The 14,465-nt window shown below is 35.4% G+C and carries 11 protein-coding genes and 2 pseudogenes; 9 read left to right on the top strand and 4 right to left on the bottom strand.

Features of this window, described 5'->3' with window-relative positions:
- The first annotated feature begins 183 nt into the window (after positions 1-183).
- Positions 184-438 (top strand): transposase, encoded by a 255-nt coding sequence (locus tag BR43_RS20725; RefSeq protein WP_034561436.1) that lies wholly within the window; start codon positions 184-186, stop codon positions 436-438.
- A gap of 223 nt (positions 439-661) precedes the next feature.
- Here BR43_RS20725 and BR43_RS09310 read toward each other — a convergent pair whose 3' ends face one another.
- Positions 662-982 carry a hypothetical protein gene (locus tag BR43_RS09310; protein WP_034561435.1) on the bottom strand — a complete coding sequence of 107 codons (321 nt, stop codon included), beginning with the start codon at positions 980-982 and terminating at the stop codon, positions 662-664.
- Between the two features lie 163 nt (positions 983-1,145).
- Between BR43_RS09310 and BR43_RS09305 the strand changes: the two genes are divergently transcribed.
- Together BR43_RS09305 and BR43_RS09300 are read left to right on the top strand one after the other, a co-directional pair.
- Complete coding sequence (locus BR43_RS09305) at positions 1,146-1,838, top strand: ATP-binding cassette domain-containing protein (RefSeq protein ID WP_034561434.1); 693 nt, start codon at positions 1,146-1,148, stop codon at positions 1,836-1,838.
- Positions 1,839-2,975: a hypothetical protein gene (locus BR43_RS09300; RefSeq protein WP_034561433.1), complete on the top strand. Its 1,137-nt coding sequence runs from the start codon at positions 1,839-1,841 to the stop codon at positions 2,973-2,975. It abuts the gene before it with no gap.
- Between the two features lie 766 nt (positions 2,976-3,741).
- On the opposite strand, the pseudogene BR43_RS09295 reads toward BR43_RS09300, so the two are convergent.
- Positions 3,742-4,062 (bottom strand): annotated as a pseudogene (locus BR43_RS09295) (NADH-dependent flavin oxidoreductase); the annotation flags it as partial.
- 118 nt (positions 4,063-4,180) lie between these two features.
- Between BR43_RS09295 and BR43_RS09290 the strand changes: the two are divergent.
- A complete protein-coding gene (locus BR43_RS09290; RefSeq protein WP_034558278.1) occupies positions 4,181-5,785 on the top strand; it encodes an IS1634 family transposase in 1,605 nt (534 codons plus the stop codon).
- A 15-nt stretch (positions 5,786-5,800) separates the two neighbouring features.
- Here BR43_RS09290 and BR43_RS09285 read toward each other — a convergent pair.
- Positions 5,801-6,679 (bottom strand): annotated as a pseudogene (locus BR43_RS09285) (NADH-dependent flavin oxidoreductase); the annotation flags it as partial.
- Between the two features lie 145 nt (positions 6,680-6,824).
- Between BR43_RS09285 and BR43_RS09280 the strand changes: the two are divergent.
- Together BR43_RS09280 and BR43_RS09275 are read left to right on the top strand one after the other, a co-directional pair.
- Complete coding sequence (locus BR43_RS09280; RefSeq protein ID WP_034561431.1) at positions 6,825-7,205, top strand: winged helix-turn-helix transcriptional regulator; 381 nt, start codon at positions 6,825-6,827, stop codon at positions 7,203-7,205.
- A 37-nt stretch (positions 7,206-7,242) separates the two neighbouring features.
- Entirely contained in the window at positions 7,243-8,106 is an 864-nt protein-coding gene (locus BR43_RS09275) for an AraC family transcriptional regulator (protein ID WP_034561430.1), read from the top strand.
- A 71-nt stretch (positions 8,107-8,177) separates the two neighbouring features.
- On the opposite strand, the gene BR43_RS09270 is transcribed toward BR43_RS09275, so the two are convergent.
- A complete protein-coding gene (locus BR43_RS09270) occupies positions 8,178-8,792 on the bottom strand; it encodes an HAD-IA family hydrolase (protein WP_034561429.1) in 615 nt (204 codons plus the stop codon).
- Between the two features lie 274 nt (positions 8,793-9,066).
- Between BR43_RS09270 and BR43_RS09265 the strand changes: the two genes are divergently transcribed.
- The 3 genes from BR43_RS09265 (at position 9,067) to BR43_RS09255 (ending at position 14,253) form a co-directional block, all read left to right on the top strand.
- Positions 9,067-10,497 (top strand): 6-phospho-beta-glucosidase, encoded by a 1,431-nt coding sequence (locus BR43_RS09265; protein ID WP_034561428.1) that lies wholly within the window; start codon positions 9,067-9,069, stop codon positions 10,495-10,497.
- Between the two features lie 26 nt (positions 10,498-10,523).
- On the top strand, positions 10,524-12,806 hold the full coding sequence (locus BR43_RS09260) for a glycoside hydrolase family 65 protein (protein WP_051933892.1): 2,283 nt from the start codon (positions 10,524-10,526) through the stop codon (positions 12,804-12,806).
- Positions 12,807-12,870: 64 nt separating this feature from the next.
- Positions 12,871-14,253, top strand: coding sequence for a PTS transporter subunit EIIC (locus BR43_RS09255; protein ID WP_034561427.1), 1,383 nt, complete (start codon positions 12,871-12,873; stop codon positions 14,251-14,253).
- Positions 14,254-14,465: the final 212 nt, after the last annotated feature.

Here is a 14,465-nt window from a genome sequence, read left to right as displayed (position 1 = left end):
TCTAGATGAGTCGATTTTAGCATTCATCATCCTTGCTTGTGACTGCGTTGGTTTCAAAAGGACTGTGATGTTGGATCGCCAATTACAGTGAACTATGAAGCTGGTTTTAGAGTGATCCTTGCGTGTTATATTAAAGAGATTAACTATCAAGAAATCTTTCAATAGTGCAGTAGGATAAAAACTATGCCTTTCACATTAGATGATGAATTGAACGAAACTTATCTGTATTATCAAGATCTTTTTTACGCCTTTAAACAGAAAGATTTTATAACTTTTGAAACATTACTACTCAACGTTCCATACCAAGTTTCATCCGAAATGAAAACAAGTATAAAAACCTTGAAAAAGCATAAACTTCGGATTGCGAATACACTTCAATCCCTTTATTCCAATGGTTCCTTAGAAAGCACCATCAATAAGATCAAGCTTTGGGTATAGAAGCCTTTTCTAGCTCCAAACGCTTGTTGGACAACGCAAAAAACAGCTTGAGGCTTTCTCGCAAGCTGCCTAAAAAACGATCGATTCTATCCTCACAAAAAAGATCTATCAACAAATCCCGGTTGATATAGAGCCAAATTATCTCAGATGTAAGCTTTTGAAACTCATACCGTATCTAGTGTTCAGAGATATGAAGTAGGCTAAGAATTATGTCCTAATCTCTTTACCAAATACGATAATTTTGACGAAATCTATATTCCCATGTATATGTTGTTGAAGAACTAGTTGTTCCCAAATTTGTATAACCTGCTTCTTCAAAACCATTAGGAACTCTAATCTCACCATATTCATATTTATGAAGGTTAGGTGCCCAATTACCAGTTGCTTTTGTTCGATATTGGTGGAAATATTTTACCACTGTTCCAAACTGGGCTTTAGGCTGAATCTCAACTTGAGAGTTCTTTGCTGCATTTGCTGGAGAATTTAAAAAGAACAGTCCCACAAACGTAAGCAAAGTAATAGCAAAAATAATCTTCTTTTTCATATCTAAGCTCCTTTTCATATCTTATTTTAGTTAGTTATATAACTAATATTTATTAATTATGCCATAAACAGTTCGAAAAAATAACTCTATTTTTAATTTAATTTTAATGCTATTATAATCAAATAGACGGGAAAACTTATTAGAAAAAAAGGAGGGAATACCTTTGCAAGAAAGACTTGTTGTTACAGAACTATCGGTACACGTAAAGAAAGAACATTTAATTAAAAATCTTTCACTAAAACTAGATAAAGGAACAATTACATGTATTGTTGCACCAAATGGAACAGGAAAAACAACTTTTTTTAAGTCCTTAGCTGGTATATTACCTATAAATACGGGAAATATTACTATTGATTCTGAGTCTTTTAACGACAGAAAAAGATTTAATCAAAATTTATTTTTTTTAGAAAGCTCGGAGCAATTATTTCAAAATTTGACTGCCTATGAAAACGTTCAATTTATTTCAAAGTTATGGAAGCAGGATACTGACATAAATCAACTATTAGATTTTGTAGGAATTAGAAAGTATAAGGATAAAAAAGTGAAGCACTTATCCTTAGGTATGAAACAAAAGGTTTTAGTAGCTGTTGCTATTGCAAGTGGATCTGATTTTATTATATTTGATGAACCTTTGAATGGTTTAGATATAGAAAATATTGAGAATATATCGACTATTTTCTTAGCTTTAAAGAAAAAGGGGAAAACACTATTACTGTCTTCCCATAATATCTTTGAAATAAGTAAACTATGTGATCATATCTATTTTTTAGTTAACGGATCAATTTCTGAAGCTCCTTTAGATTATAAAACATTAAAAGAACAATATAATAGCGTTTTTACTGTTAGGAGAGAATAAATGTTGAAATTTGAACTTTTAAAAATTTATAGGGAAAAAACGACTTATGTATTAGCAGCTGTGTTAGCTTTAGTAATTTTAGTTCCACTTATTTTAGGAACTCCTACGATTGACTATTTACAGTACTATGAAAATAATTATCAAAATAACATACGTGTTATTGAGAAAATCAAAGATGATGCTACTGCAGCAGAGACCCTGAATGACATAAAGGAATCTAATAGTTATCTTGAAAAAATGATTATAGCAACAAAAAATAAAAACAGCGATATGTTTTTGAGTAATGAATTGAAATATGAAAATAAAAATTTAGAAGACATCAAAGCAGGAAGATTAAGTTCGGCTCCTTTAATACAGCAGAAAGCTACCGTTGCTGTTTTACAATATTTATATGACAATGATATAAAAAAAGAAAGTTATAATGTTAAAGAATTAGGTAGCATTAATTACTTGAGCACTTTATTTTCAACCCCACAAATTGTATTAGTAGTTTTGATTTTGGTTAGTTTTCAAATGATTTATATTTTTAATCTGGATTACAAAAAAAATAATTTCATTATCTATAGTCTCTCTCCTCGTTCATATTTAAACGTTTTCATTACTAAGTTCTCAGCTAATATAGTAGCTGTCTTATTGAATGTAGGTAGTGTATTTCTATTTGTATTTTCTATATCATGGTTAAAAAATGGAATTGGGAACTGGAACTATCCTATTGCAACCATTCAAAACAATAATGATGTTAGCATTATTTCTACCCGTGAATTCTTATTGAAAATAGTTATCTTTATTTTTATATTTCTAATTTTACTGGGATTGCTCAGCTTGTTGTTATCAATTTTATCTAGTAACTTAATCTTGAATATTGCTGTGATTACACTTCCATTGATACTAGGACAATATGAACTTTTAGATACTTTTATAAGTAATGATATAAAACCTTTTATTCTTTTAAGTTATCTTGATATTTCTAACATCATAATTGGCGGAAGTGAACTTAAACCAATTACTAACGCTGCGTTCACTTATAATAACGGATTATTTTTACTATCCTTCAGTGTAGTATTTTTACTGATACTAGTAATATTACTTCTATTTAAATTTCCAAAGAAATTAATTTATAAAAAATTTAGTCAATAAAAAAACCTGACACTTGAAATGAAGAAACTCGGTTTTTTACTCGCCTTTGTAACAAATAATTTTTCGTGTTTTCAGATACTATATTTTGATTGAACCGAATTTTTAAAATCCAGAAAATGACAATAGAGTATACTTTATTGTCATTTTTTTGATTGCTTTTAAAATCTTTCTAGAGTGTAGTAAGGGGGGGTATGAACAAAATATAAATCAACCAATAGGGTGTACTTCATTTGTAGATTTTGCTTAACTGATTTACGTGAGTTTGCGGGCTATCATTTAAGTTCGCCATAATAAAATTAGTAGTAACAATAAAAAGGAGGGTAGTCATCAACTTATAAGTTGATGAACCTAACTAGAATAAATGCCTAGTTAGGTTTTTTATTTTGTTATGTTTTGAAAGAAAGATAATAATTTAAATATCTCTGGTGATATTATTATTAAGTAACAAAGGAGAGATTAAATAGGTTGGAAAGATACTTGGATTTTATATGCTATAAATAAAACAAACGCACTATTGAGGAAGAATTAAAGGGTGGGAATGTGGGATTTGGGGATGTTCAATTTTTACAAGGATAACATGAATCACATTATACTTAGTTATTTGATATAGAAGTTACAATTTTATAGGTTGTGGTTACAAATAACGGTAGCATACGATTATACATAGTTCAATAAAAAGTGTATTTTTATTTGCTTTTTAGTATGAAAAAAGATGATTTCTATTGCTAGAAATCATCTGAAAAAAGTAAGGTTTTTTTATTGTTTTTTAAAGTTTTTTCTCAAAGCCTTCCATCGGTGCTAAGCTTTTTTGATAATCTTGTTTTCCGTCAGTATCGGTTGTAAAGTTCATAACGGAATTGAATGATTCTTTCAGATAGGTTTGCATTACTGTTGGAATAGCCAATTCAGCTAAATCAAATGGACTAATTTGTAAACGAATACTGGCACTATCATTTGCCATAACTTTTTGTACCCATTGAGGTTCACGAATTAATTCACGACCAATTGCAACAAAATCAGCGCCATCCTTCAATACTGCATCAGCATCTTCTGGCAATTCGACTGAACCAATTCCAATTAAACCTGCATTCCCGAATTGTGTAACGATAATCACTCGAAAAACCGCTATAACGATTGATATATAGCGGTTTTTTTGTAGACTTATAACTCGTTATATAATATAATGTATAACGAGGAGTGTTGATATGGCAGTTATTTTTCAGACAAACAAGAAAACGGGCATTACTTATGCCTATCAGAATGAACCCTACTGGGATAAGGAAAAGCAACAATCACGCGCTAAGAGGACACTGATTGGAAAAGTCGATCCGGTTACAGGTGAAATCGTCCCAACACGTTCGTACAAAAAGAAACCGGCCCCGACTTCATCGGAAGTTAAGCCAGGGCCGATTCCAATGACACAAGTCCGAAGAATCTTCTATGGGGCAGGTTATCTGCTCGATCAAATTGGCAAGCAGACAGGCGTATACGCGGACCTTAAGGCCATCTTCCCGGAGCATTATAAGCAAATTCTGTCGATCGCCTATTACTTGATTCTCGAAGAGAATAACGCCTTGAGTCGTTTTTCCCATTGGCAAAAACTGCATCATCACCCGTATTGCCAGGATATTCCTTCACAACGAAGCAGCGACCTATTCCAAGCAATCGATGAGGAAGGCCGGATGGCCTTCTTTCAGAAACAAGGCAACCGCCGGATGGAAAAGGAGTATTGGGCATTTGACACTACGTCGATATCGAGTTACTCAGAGGTCTTATCGCAAGTGAAGAAGGGACGAAACAAGGAACACGACCGCTTGCCACAAATCAACTTGGCACTCTTGTTTGGGGCGCAATCCGGACTGCCCTTTTATTACCGCAAGCTCTCCGGAAATATCACCGATGTTAAAACGGTTCGGCAACTCATGAAGGAATTTGATGTAATGGGCTACAAAAAGGTCAACGTGATATTTGATCGAGGTTTTTACAGCAAGGATAATATCAACGCCTTGTATAAACACCACCAGAAATTCGTGATAGGAGTGCAACTCAAACTCAAATATGTCAAGGGTGTGTTGGAAGCGGAACGTGAGAACTTGAAACTTTGGTCAAACTTCGAAACACAGTTCACCACCTACGGTGTATGTCGCACAATAAACTGGGAATACGAACAGGAACGTCCGTATAAAGGTGATGTGATAAAATTGGAAAAGCGCGCGTATCTGCATCTGTTCTACAATCCTGAAAAAGCGATTAAAGATCAGGTAGACATGAACGACTATCTGACAGCCCTTCACCAAGATCTGAAGGAAAATACACTAAAAGATTATCGTATGAAAGATTATGATAAGTACTTCGAAGTTACTGAGACACCTAAACGAGGGAAGAAAATCACGCCTAAAGAAGAGGCGATGCGCAATGCGGTTAGAAATTATGGTTACTTCGCCTTGCTTTCTAATGAGGTCAATGATCCGTTTGAAGCGTTGTCTCTTTATCGCAGCAAGGATGTTGTTGAAAAAGCCTTCGGCAATTTAAAAGAGCGCCTCAACTTCAGAAGAATGCAAGTTTCATCCGAATTGTCCCTGAATGGGAAGCTTTTTGTGGAATTCATCGCCTTAATCTACTTATCCTACGTGAAAAAGAAGATGCAGGATGCCGAGCTATTTAACCAATGGACCCTTCAAGGTGTACTGGACGAACTGGACATGATTGAATTATTTGAGGCCCCCGGGCACGGTCGCGTGTTGGGAGAGGTTACGACGAAGCAGAAGGAATTATACGAGGCGTTAGGCGTTGCCCTTCCCTCGTTATAAATTCCGGGAATTCAGGATTAAAGGAATCACATTTTTTAGTTGTTCGGCAAATTGAGAAATAATCGTTTTAGTATTTGCTTCATCATTTAATGAAGTCCGTTGATAACTGCCAAGTGATAAATGTAAGTAATCAATGGTTTCTTTGATTTTATCTGCGAAGAATAGTGAATCTTCTAAACGAATTCCTGGTGTTTCGATTTCTTCTGGTGAAATACGGTAACCAACAACAAATGGATTTTTTGCATAGCTAGCCACAGTTTTATTGACCGCTTCGAGGACAGCTAATGGGAATTTCATTCGATTTTCTTGCGAACCACCCCAAGTATCTGTTCGTTGATTTGAATTTTCTGAGAAAAATTGTTGCAACAAATAAGTGTTCGCTCCGTGAAGCTCGACGCCGTCAAACCCAGCTTGAATGGCACGACGAGTAGCGTCACCAAATTCAGCAATAATAGTTAGGATCTCCTCGTGTGTTAACGCACGAGGTACTTCTGAGTCAGTGGGATAAGTTGCGGCTAAGGCGCTCGCGCTAACGGGTTGTTCGCCGCGCAAGATTTTACTTGTTGATTTTCTACCTGCGTGGAAAATTTGCAAGATGGCTTTTGTTCCATCTTTTTTAATGGCAGATGCTAATTTAGTTAAACCAGGAATCATATCATCACTAGCAACAGATAATTCACCTTCAAAGCCTTTTCCGTTTTCACTAACGTTGGCAACACCGGTAATAATCATTCCAGGACCGCCAGCACGAGCAGCGTAATAGTTAATCTCGTCGTTTGTCACCATTCCATTGTAGAAACTAGACATCGTAGTCATAGGTGACATGACGATGCGATTTTTTACGTCCAATCCGTTAGAAAATGAGTAATTTGATAAAAATTGTTGTTTTGTCATTGTAATTCTCCTTTTTATAGAAAATAGGTTGTTTTTTTCTTGATAAGTGTTAGTATAGCCTATATAGATTATCATACAAGTATGCACCTTTTAGTGCTATAGTATCCTAAAAGTAACTATTGTATGAATAAAGGGGTTTGAGTTGATGGAAGTAGAAAAAATTTATCATATTGGAGTAGAAGTGACGTTAGATGTGATTGGTGGAAAGTGGAAACCAATTATTTTGTGTCATCTGGGAAATGGCCCGATTCGTACTGGAGAACTACGTCGTCGCATTCCAAATATTACAGCTAAAATGTTGACACAACAGTTGCGAGAGCTGGAAGAAGATGAGATTGTGAATCGAAAAGTTTACAATCAGGTACCGCCAAAAGTCGAATATGCCTTAACCGATGAGGGAAAGACCTTGCGTGATTTATTAGTAGCGATGTCGATCTGGGGCGAAAGAAAAGCTCAAAAGTTACAAGAGAACGGACAAAATATTCAGCTAATTACAAACGACCACAATGGATTTTTGAACTATTAATGTTAGGCAGCATTAAAAAAGATGGGAGGTTGAAGGGATGGCGATTTATTTAGAGATTCCTAAACTAGACACACATTTTCCCTTTAGGTGTTTGGTGAATGAAGGTGAGGTTTTGACAACGCCCCACTGGCATAAGGAGCTAGAACTGATCTTAGTCACCGAAGGAATCGTAAATTTAGGGATTAATGACCAACCCACTCAATTGAAAAAAGGTGAGATTATTGTAGTAAATAGTGGTGACATTCATTATGTGCTAGCTTCACCTCGTAGTGAGCGTCTCGTCTTTCAGTTTGATTTGCAATTTTTCCACGATACGATGTTATTGCAAGATACTCCTTACACATTAGCTGAATTGTTTTCACGGATTCAAAATTGTAGTCAAGATTGGTCTGAAGAGGTTCATCAGAAGATGGTTACGTTATTATTGGAGATTTATGAAGAGAGCATTCAACAAGATATAGGCTTTTCTTATAGTATTAAAGGCAAATTAAATACATTGATTATACTGTTATTTCGAGAAGTTCCTCAAAAGGAAAATTTCTCTGATGAGATTGAAAAAAAAGTTGCACAAAAGGATATCTTAGAGAAGTTAGATTTAATTTTTCGTTATGTGGAGGAAAATTACACTCATTTAATTAAGTTAGATGATGTTGCGTATCATGTAGGTTTTAGTACGTATTATTTTGCCAAGTTTTTTAAGAAGAATACAGGAAATACGTTTATTACTTTTTTGAACGAGTATCGAATCGATAAAGCTAAGTGGTTGTTATTGAATGAAGATATTATGATTACGGAATTAGTGGAGCGTGTCGGATTTGGTAGCAACAAAACCTTTTATCGGTTATTTAAGAAGACGATGGGGATTTCACCGTTGGCCTTTCGGAGTGAATATCAACGTTAAGATTAAACCTAAAAAGCGTTAGACAAAACTAAAGTTTTGTCTAACGCTTTTTAGATAGGAACTGATAAAAATCAAAGAATTCCCTCTTGTTTAAAAATATCAGTTAATGTTGAAATTTTAACATTATGATCAGAATCAGGCTGAGTTAGATTAAGACTATTAATTCCAGCATTTTGGGCTATGCCAACATCTAGGCTTCGATCTCCAATGTAATAGGTTTGATCTAAGACAAGCTGATATTTATCAATCAAATACTGAATGGCTTCTGGATCTGGTTTTCTTTTAAATCCATCAGCGCTAGTAAGAATTTCGGTAAAATAGTCTGAAATGCCTAAGTTTTTCAAGATATCGAATGTGTTTGCCCCTTTATGGGTATACATAAAATTGTTAATCCCATTTTCTTTAGTCCAGCTAAGAACTTCGGTAGCACCAGCAATTAAAGTCACTTGATTGTTTTTAGATTGTGACTTTTCTGAAAAGAAATTTTTTAATTCCTCATATGGAATCGAAAATTCGCTGGATTTTTGTTTCAATAAATCAACAACAGATTGCTTTAAAATAAAGTCTTTTACGCGTTCTTGATTGTATGGAATTGAATAAAAAGAAAAAGTTTCGTTTAAAGACTGTAAAATAACATTGTAAGAATTGACTAACGTTCCATCTAAATCCCAAATAAATGTCTGCATGAAGGCTCCCTCCTTGTTTATACCATTGTTTTTATCTTTTTCATATTGTATTATTTTCCGTTAGTTATTACAATAGTTTAGTCTTATTTTCAGAAAATTTTCAGAAAATGAATGCATTTAGTACAATTTGTTTTTTTAGGACAAAATATGAGAATAATTAGACAAAAATGAGGAAATGAAAACGATTTAAAAAGAAGTAAGATAGAGAGGTAAACAGAGGATGCCTATAAAATAATGATAAATTAAGATAAGAGATAGAGGAGTTTAATCAAAAATGACACTAAGAAATGATTTTTTATGGGGTGGAGCCATTTCGGCAAACCAAGCAGAAGGCGCTTATTTAGAAGATGGAAAAGGACTTTCTAGTTTTGATGTTCTGCCTATGAACGATAGACGGTTAAAAGAAGTAATCTTGGATCAATCAAATATTTTAAATGAAGAAAATCAGCATTACCCAAGTCGGACAGGAATTAATTTTTATCATACGTATAAAGAAGATATTCAGCTATTAGCTGAAATGGGATTAAATAGTTTTCGTTTTTCAATCTCATGGTCGCGAATTTTTCCAAATGGCGATGATGTAGAACCGAATGAAGCTGGTTTAGCCTTCTATGAAAATATTTTAAAGGAATTAAAAAAACATCAGATGGAACCAGTTGTAACAATTAGTCATTTTGATGTGCCGATGCATTTAGTAGAAGCCTATGGCGGTTGGCACAATCGTCAGTTAGTCGACTTGTATACGCGCTATGCGGAGATTTTAATGACAAGATATGAGGAGTATGTACGCTACTGGATTCCATTTAACGAAATGAACATGATTATGCATATTCCTTTTATTGGAGCGGGATTAACCTTTTTAAGCGATGAAAATCGTTTAGAAAAAAAATACCAAGCAGCTCATCATCAATTGTTAGCCAATGCTCGAACGATTGAGATTGGCAAGAAGATTAATCCAGATTTTCAATTTGGCTGTATGATGGCGGCAGGGAAAACATATGCGTATACTTGTGATCCAGAAGATGTCTTTGCGGCACTTGAAAGTGACAAGCACAATTTATTTTTCTCAGATATTCAAGTTCGTGGAGCGTATCCAACGTACATTGATTATTATTTTAAGGAACAAAATATTCATGTTGAGATGAAGGAACAAGACTCAGCTATTTTACAAGAAAATACAGTTGATTTTGTTTCCTTTAGTTATTATTCAAGTGCTTGTACAGCAGCATCGGTAGAAGGTCTTGAAAAAAATGCTATGAATGGTTCAGATACAGTGAAAAATCCTTATTTACCAGAATCTGGAAGTGTCTGGCAAGTTGACCCACGCGGTTTGCGAATTACAATGAATCAATTAGCTGATCGTTACCAAAAGCCTTTATTTATCGTGGAAAATGGACTTGGAACGCAAGACGTTTTAGAAGAGTCTGGTGAAATTAATGATGATTATCGGATTGAATATATGGATGGTCACATTCGCAATATGATTGAAGCAGTAGAACAAGATGGCATTGATTTGATTGGGTATTTACCTTGGGGCTGTATTGATTTAGTGAGTGTCAGTGAAGGCAGAATCAGCAAACGTTATGGCATGATCTATGTTGATGCTGACGATTACGGTCAAGGCACGATGAAACGTTCTAAGAAGAAGAGCTTCTCTTGGTATCGTGATGTTATTCAAAGTAACGGTGAAAATTTATTTAACTAGAAAATAAGGTGTTGGAGGAATAGATTGTGGGATTAAAAGGACTAAAAAACGCAAGTCAATTAGTTGAAACTAACTTAGAACAGGAAAAATTAGCCTTTCATAATACGTTATTTTCTTTATCGAATGGACATCTGGGTGTTCGTGGCAATCTAGAAGAAGGTTATTTTTCCAAAAATCATACTGGAATTATGGGCACATATGTTAACGGATTTTATGAAACGTCTCCAATTGTATACGGTGAAAATGCATATGGCTATGCGAAAAATCATCAAACTATCTGCAAATTACCTAATGGACATATTTTGACTTTTGAAATCGAGGGTGAACGTTTTCAACTTGATTTAGGAACAGTAGACAATCATCAGCGGACATTGGATCTTTTTGAAGGGATTTTAAAAAGAGAATTTCAATGGACAAGTTCAACAGGGAAAAAAGTAGTGATTTCGACGGAGCGTTTTGTATCCTATCAAGTATCAGAGGCATTACTTCTATCCTATGAGCTGACGCCACTGAATTTTTCTGGAGAGATTGTGCTAATCCATGATCTTCTGGAAGAAGAGCTAGAAACAGTAACGGCAATTGATGATCCTCGGATTGCGGCACGACATGAAAAACAAACGAAAATCGAAGCGATGAAAGAAGCGGACTTAGAATTATTGCAAATTTCAACAATTAGAAGTGGTTTGCGTCTATGGACGACAGCAACGGTTAAGCCAGTAGCAGGTGAGGTGCTAGCTGTTAAAGGGACCCATTCCAATCAAAAACTGGAAACGGCAGTTACTTTTGCGGCGGTGGAAAATGAGCCAATCAAGATTGAGGTTATTGTTGGCTATAGTGAAATTGTTCGAGATTCCGAGGCTGAGAAAAACGTAAAAATAACATTTATGCAAAAAATGCACCAAGTGTCTAAGCAAGGATTTAAGCAAATGAAAAACCAACATCTAGCTGATATGGCAGATTTCTGGTCAATTAGTGATGTTGAGATTGCTGGTGATGATGAGTTGCAACTAGGTTTGCGTTTGAATTTATTTCATTTAAATCAAGCGGCAGGTCGAGATGGTAAGACGAATATTGCTGCTAAAGGGTTAACAGGAGATGGTTATGAGGGCCATTATTTCTGGGATACTGAAATGTATATGTTGCCGTTCTTTGTTTATACGAATCCAGCAACAGCTTATCAACTGCTTTCTTATCGCCACAGTATTTTAGAGTCAGCAAGAAAAAGAGCTAGAGAGATGGGTGTAGCAAAAGGTGCTTTATTTGCATGGCGCACGATTAATGGGGAAGAATGTAGTGCGTATTATCCAGCAGGAACGGCGCAGTTTCATATCAACGCGGATATTGCTTATGGCGTAAAAGTCTATTATGAAGCAACTGCCGATGAAACGTTTATGGCTGAAAAAGGATTGGCAATTTTAGTAGAAACAGCTAGATTCTGGCGTGAATTTGGTGATTATATTTCAGGGAAAGAGGATCAATTCTGTTTAAATGGTGTGACTGGACCCGATGAGTATACGGCAATTGTAAATAATAATTACTATACAAATCTGATGGCAAAATATAATTTACAAATGGCAGCTAAAATGGCTACTCGTTTCCAAGCGACGGCTTTATTTAAAGAGTTAGGTGTGACGGATAGTGAGATTGCTTCGTGGCAAGAAGCTGGCGATAACATGTATCTACCTTATGATGAGGATCGTCAATTAACAAAGCAAGATGATTCTTTCTTTGATAAGGCAGTGTGGGATTTTGCTGGAACGCCAAAAGAAAATTATCCACTATTATTAAATTATCATCCGTTGACGATTTATCGTTACCAAGTCAATAAACAAGCGGATACGGTATTGGCACAGTTATTGTATGGTGAAGCCACTTCTAAAGAGCAAAAGCAGCGTGATTTTGACTACTATGAACAGGTAACCACTCACGATTCTTCATTATCACGTTCGATTTTCGGGATGATGGCTAGTGAAATTGGTGAGGAAGATAAGGCATATCACTACTTTATGGACACGGCTTTGATGGATTTGGTAGATATGCAAGAGAATACGGCTGATGGAATTCACGCAGCGAATATGGGTGGAACATGGATGAGCCTAGTCTATGGATTTGCTGGAATGAAAGTTAGTGAGGGACATCTAAGTTTTGCTCCGCGTTTGCCTAAAAAATGGGATGCACTATCATTTAGCATTGAATTTCAAGGGCAAATTGTGAAGGTTACCTTAAGTCATGATGGCTCTAAATATGAATTAGTCAAAGGGACAGGTTTAACAATTAGTGAAAATGGACATTTACAAAAATTAATTTGAAAATAATGATGTGACTGTCTGTACTTGATGCAGACAGTTCACTTTCAAAAAGGAGGAAATAAAAGTGAGTACAAATTATAAAGAGTTAGCAAGCCAGATTGTTGAACAAGTCGGGGGACAAGAAAATATTATCGATCTTGTACATTGTGCGACCCGCTTGCGTTTTCGTTTAAAGGATCAGGAACTAGCAAATAAAGAGGCTATCCAGAGTTTATCAGGTGTTGCGGGAGTGAATCCAACGAAAGCACAATATCAGATTATTATTGGAAATGAAGTCGATGCTGTCTTCAAGGAAATTATTAACTTAGGTATCGCCAATGGAGAACATGACACTCAACTAGTGGATGAAAAACCAAATGCGACTAAAGAAGGTTTATTTAGCAAAATAGTGGATACGATTACAGGCTGTATGACGCCAATGATTCCAGCATTAACAGCAGCTGGTATGATTAAGGTGATCTTATCTTTAATTAATACATTTAATTGGCTAACGCCAACTTCTGATACATATCGAATATTAGATATTATTGGAGATTCAGCTTTTTACTTTATGCCAATTTTGTTAGCAGTTTTTGCTTCACGGAAATTTAAAGTAAACACATCGATTGCTGTGATTGTAGTGGGAATTTTCTTACATCCTAACTTTACAGGTTGGGTAGCTTCAGGAGACCCAATTTCATTTTTAAGCTTGCCAGTTCCAGGAGTAATCTATGCAGCATCAATTATCCCAGCGTTATTGATGGTTTGGGTGATGTCTTATATTGAAAAAGGTGTCGATAAGATTACGCCAAAAATGTTGAAAATTCTATTAAATCCAACATTAGTTTTACTAATTAGCGCACCACTTGCATTGTTAGTTGTTGGTCCACTGGGAAGCTATGCAGGGGAAGGGCTAGCAAGTCTAATTCGTTTACTTGAAGGTCAACTTGGTTTCATGATGGTCACCTTATTAGCAGCAGCAATGCCTTTTATTGTTATGACGGGTATGCATCACGCGTTAACACCAATTTTCTTAGCAACATATGCAGCAACAGGTCAAGAGTCATTAATTTTAATCGCTCAAATTTGTGCAAATTTAGCTCAAGGCGGAGCAGCATTTGCCGTTTCTCTTCGTAGTAAAAATAAAGGCTTGAAACAAGTAGCAGCAGCATCAGGTGTTTCAGCGATTATGGGAATTACCGAACCAGCAATTTACGGAGTTACATTGAAATTGAAGAAACCAATGCTAGCAGCTGCAATTGGTGCGGGAGTCGCTGGATTATATGCAGGTATCATGCATGTTAGTGTGTATGTTATGCAAAACAGTATCATGGCAGCTTTGGCATTATCTGGTGAAAAAGGAACGTCAAACATTATCAACGGATTAATTATGATGGCTCTATCATTAGGAGCATCCTTTATTGCAACATTGGTTTTAGGCTTTGAAGATCCAGCTGAAGAAGCGTAATAATAGTTGAATGAAAAGCAAGTAATAAGTAAGGCTAGAAATTTATTTTTCTAGCTTTTTTAGTTTGCATTGGAAGTAGCGAAAGAAATTGCGAAGTAGCGAAAGAAATTGCGAAGTAGCGAAAGAAATTGCGAAGTAGCGAAAGAAATTGCGAAGTAGCGAAAGAAATTGCGAAGTAGCGAAAGAAATTGCGAAGTAGCGAAAGAAATTGC

The sequence above is a fragment of the Carnobacterium gallinarum DSM 4847 genome (assembly GCF_000744375.1).
GTDB lineage: Bacteria > Bacillota > Bacilli > Lactobacillales > Carnobacteriaceae > Carnobacterium > Carnobacterium gallinarum.
The sequence above is the reverse complement of the archived record's forward strand: the minus strand, read 5'-3'. Positions and strand labels throughout refer to the sequence as shown.

Excerpts from the sequence above, each read along its gene's own strand:
- BR43_RS09290 (WP_034558278.1), top strand. The coding sequence starts at position 4,181 with ATGGCAGTTATTTTTCAGACAAACAAGAAAACGGGCATTACTTATGCC.
- BR43_RS09265 (WP_034561428.1), top strand. The coding sequence starts at position 9,067 with ATGACACTAAGAAATGATTTTTTATGGGGTGGAGCCATTTCGGCAAAC.
- BR43_RS09275 (WP_034561430.1), top strand. The coding sequence starts at position 7,243 with ATGGCGATTTATTTAGAGATTCCTAAACTAGACACACATTTTCCCTTT.
- BR43_RS09310 (WP_034561435.1), bottom strand. The coding sequence starts at position 982 with ATGAAAAAGAAGATTATTTTTGCTATTACTTTGCTTACGTTTGTGGGA.
- BR43_RS09280 (WP_034561431.1), top strand. The coding sequence starts at position 6,825 with ATGGAAGTAGAAAAAATTTATCATATTGGAGTAGAAGTGACGTTAGAT.
- BR43_RS20725 (WP_034561436.1), top strand. The coding sequence starts at position 184 with ATGCCTTTCACATTAGATGATGAATTGAACGAAACTTATCTGTATTAT.
- BR43_RS09270 (WP_034561429.1), bottom strand. The coding sequence starts at position 8,792 with ATGCAGACATTTATTTGGGATTTAGATGGAACGTTAGTCAATTCTTAC.
- BR43_RS09300 (WP_034561433.1), top strand. The coding sequence starts at position 1,839 with ATGTTGAAATTTGAACTTTTAAAAATTTATAGGGAAAAAACGACTTAT.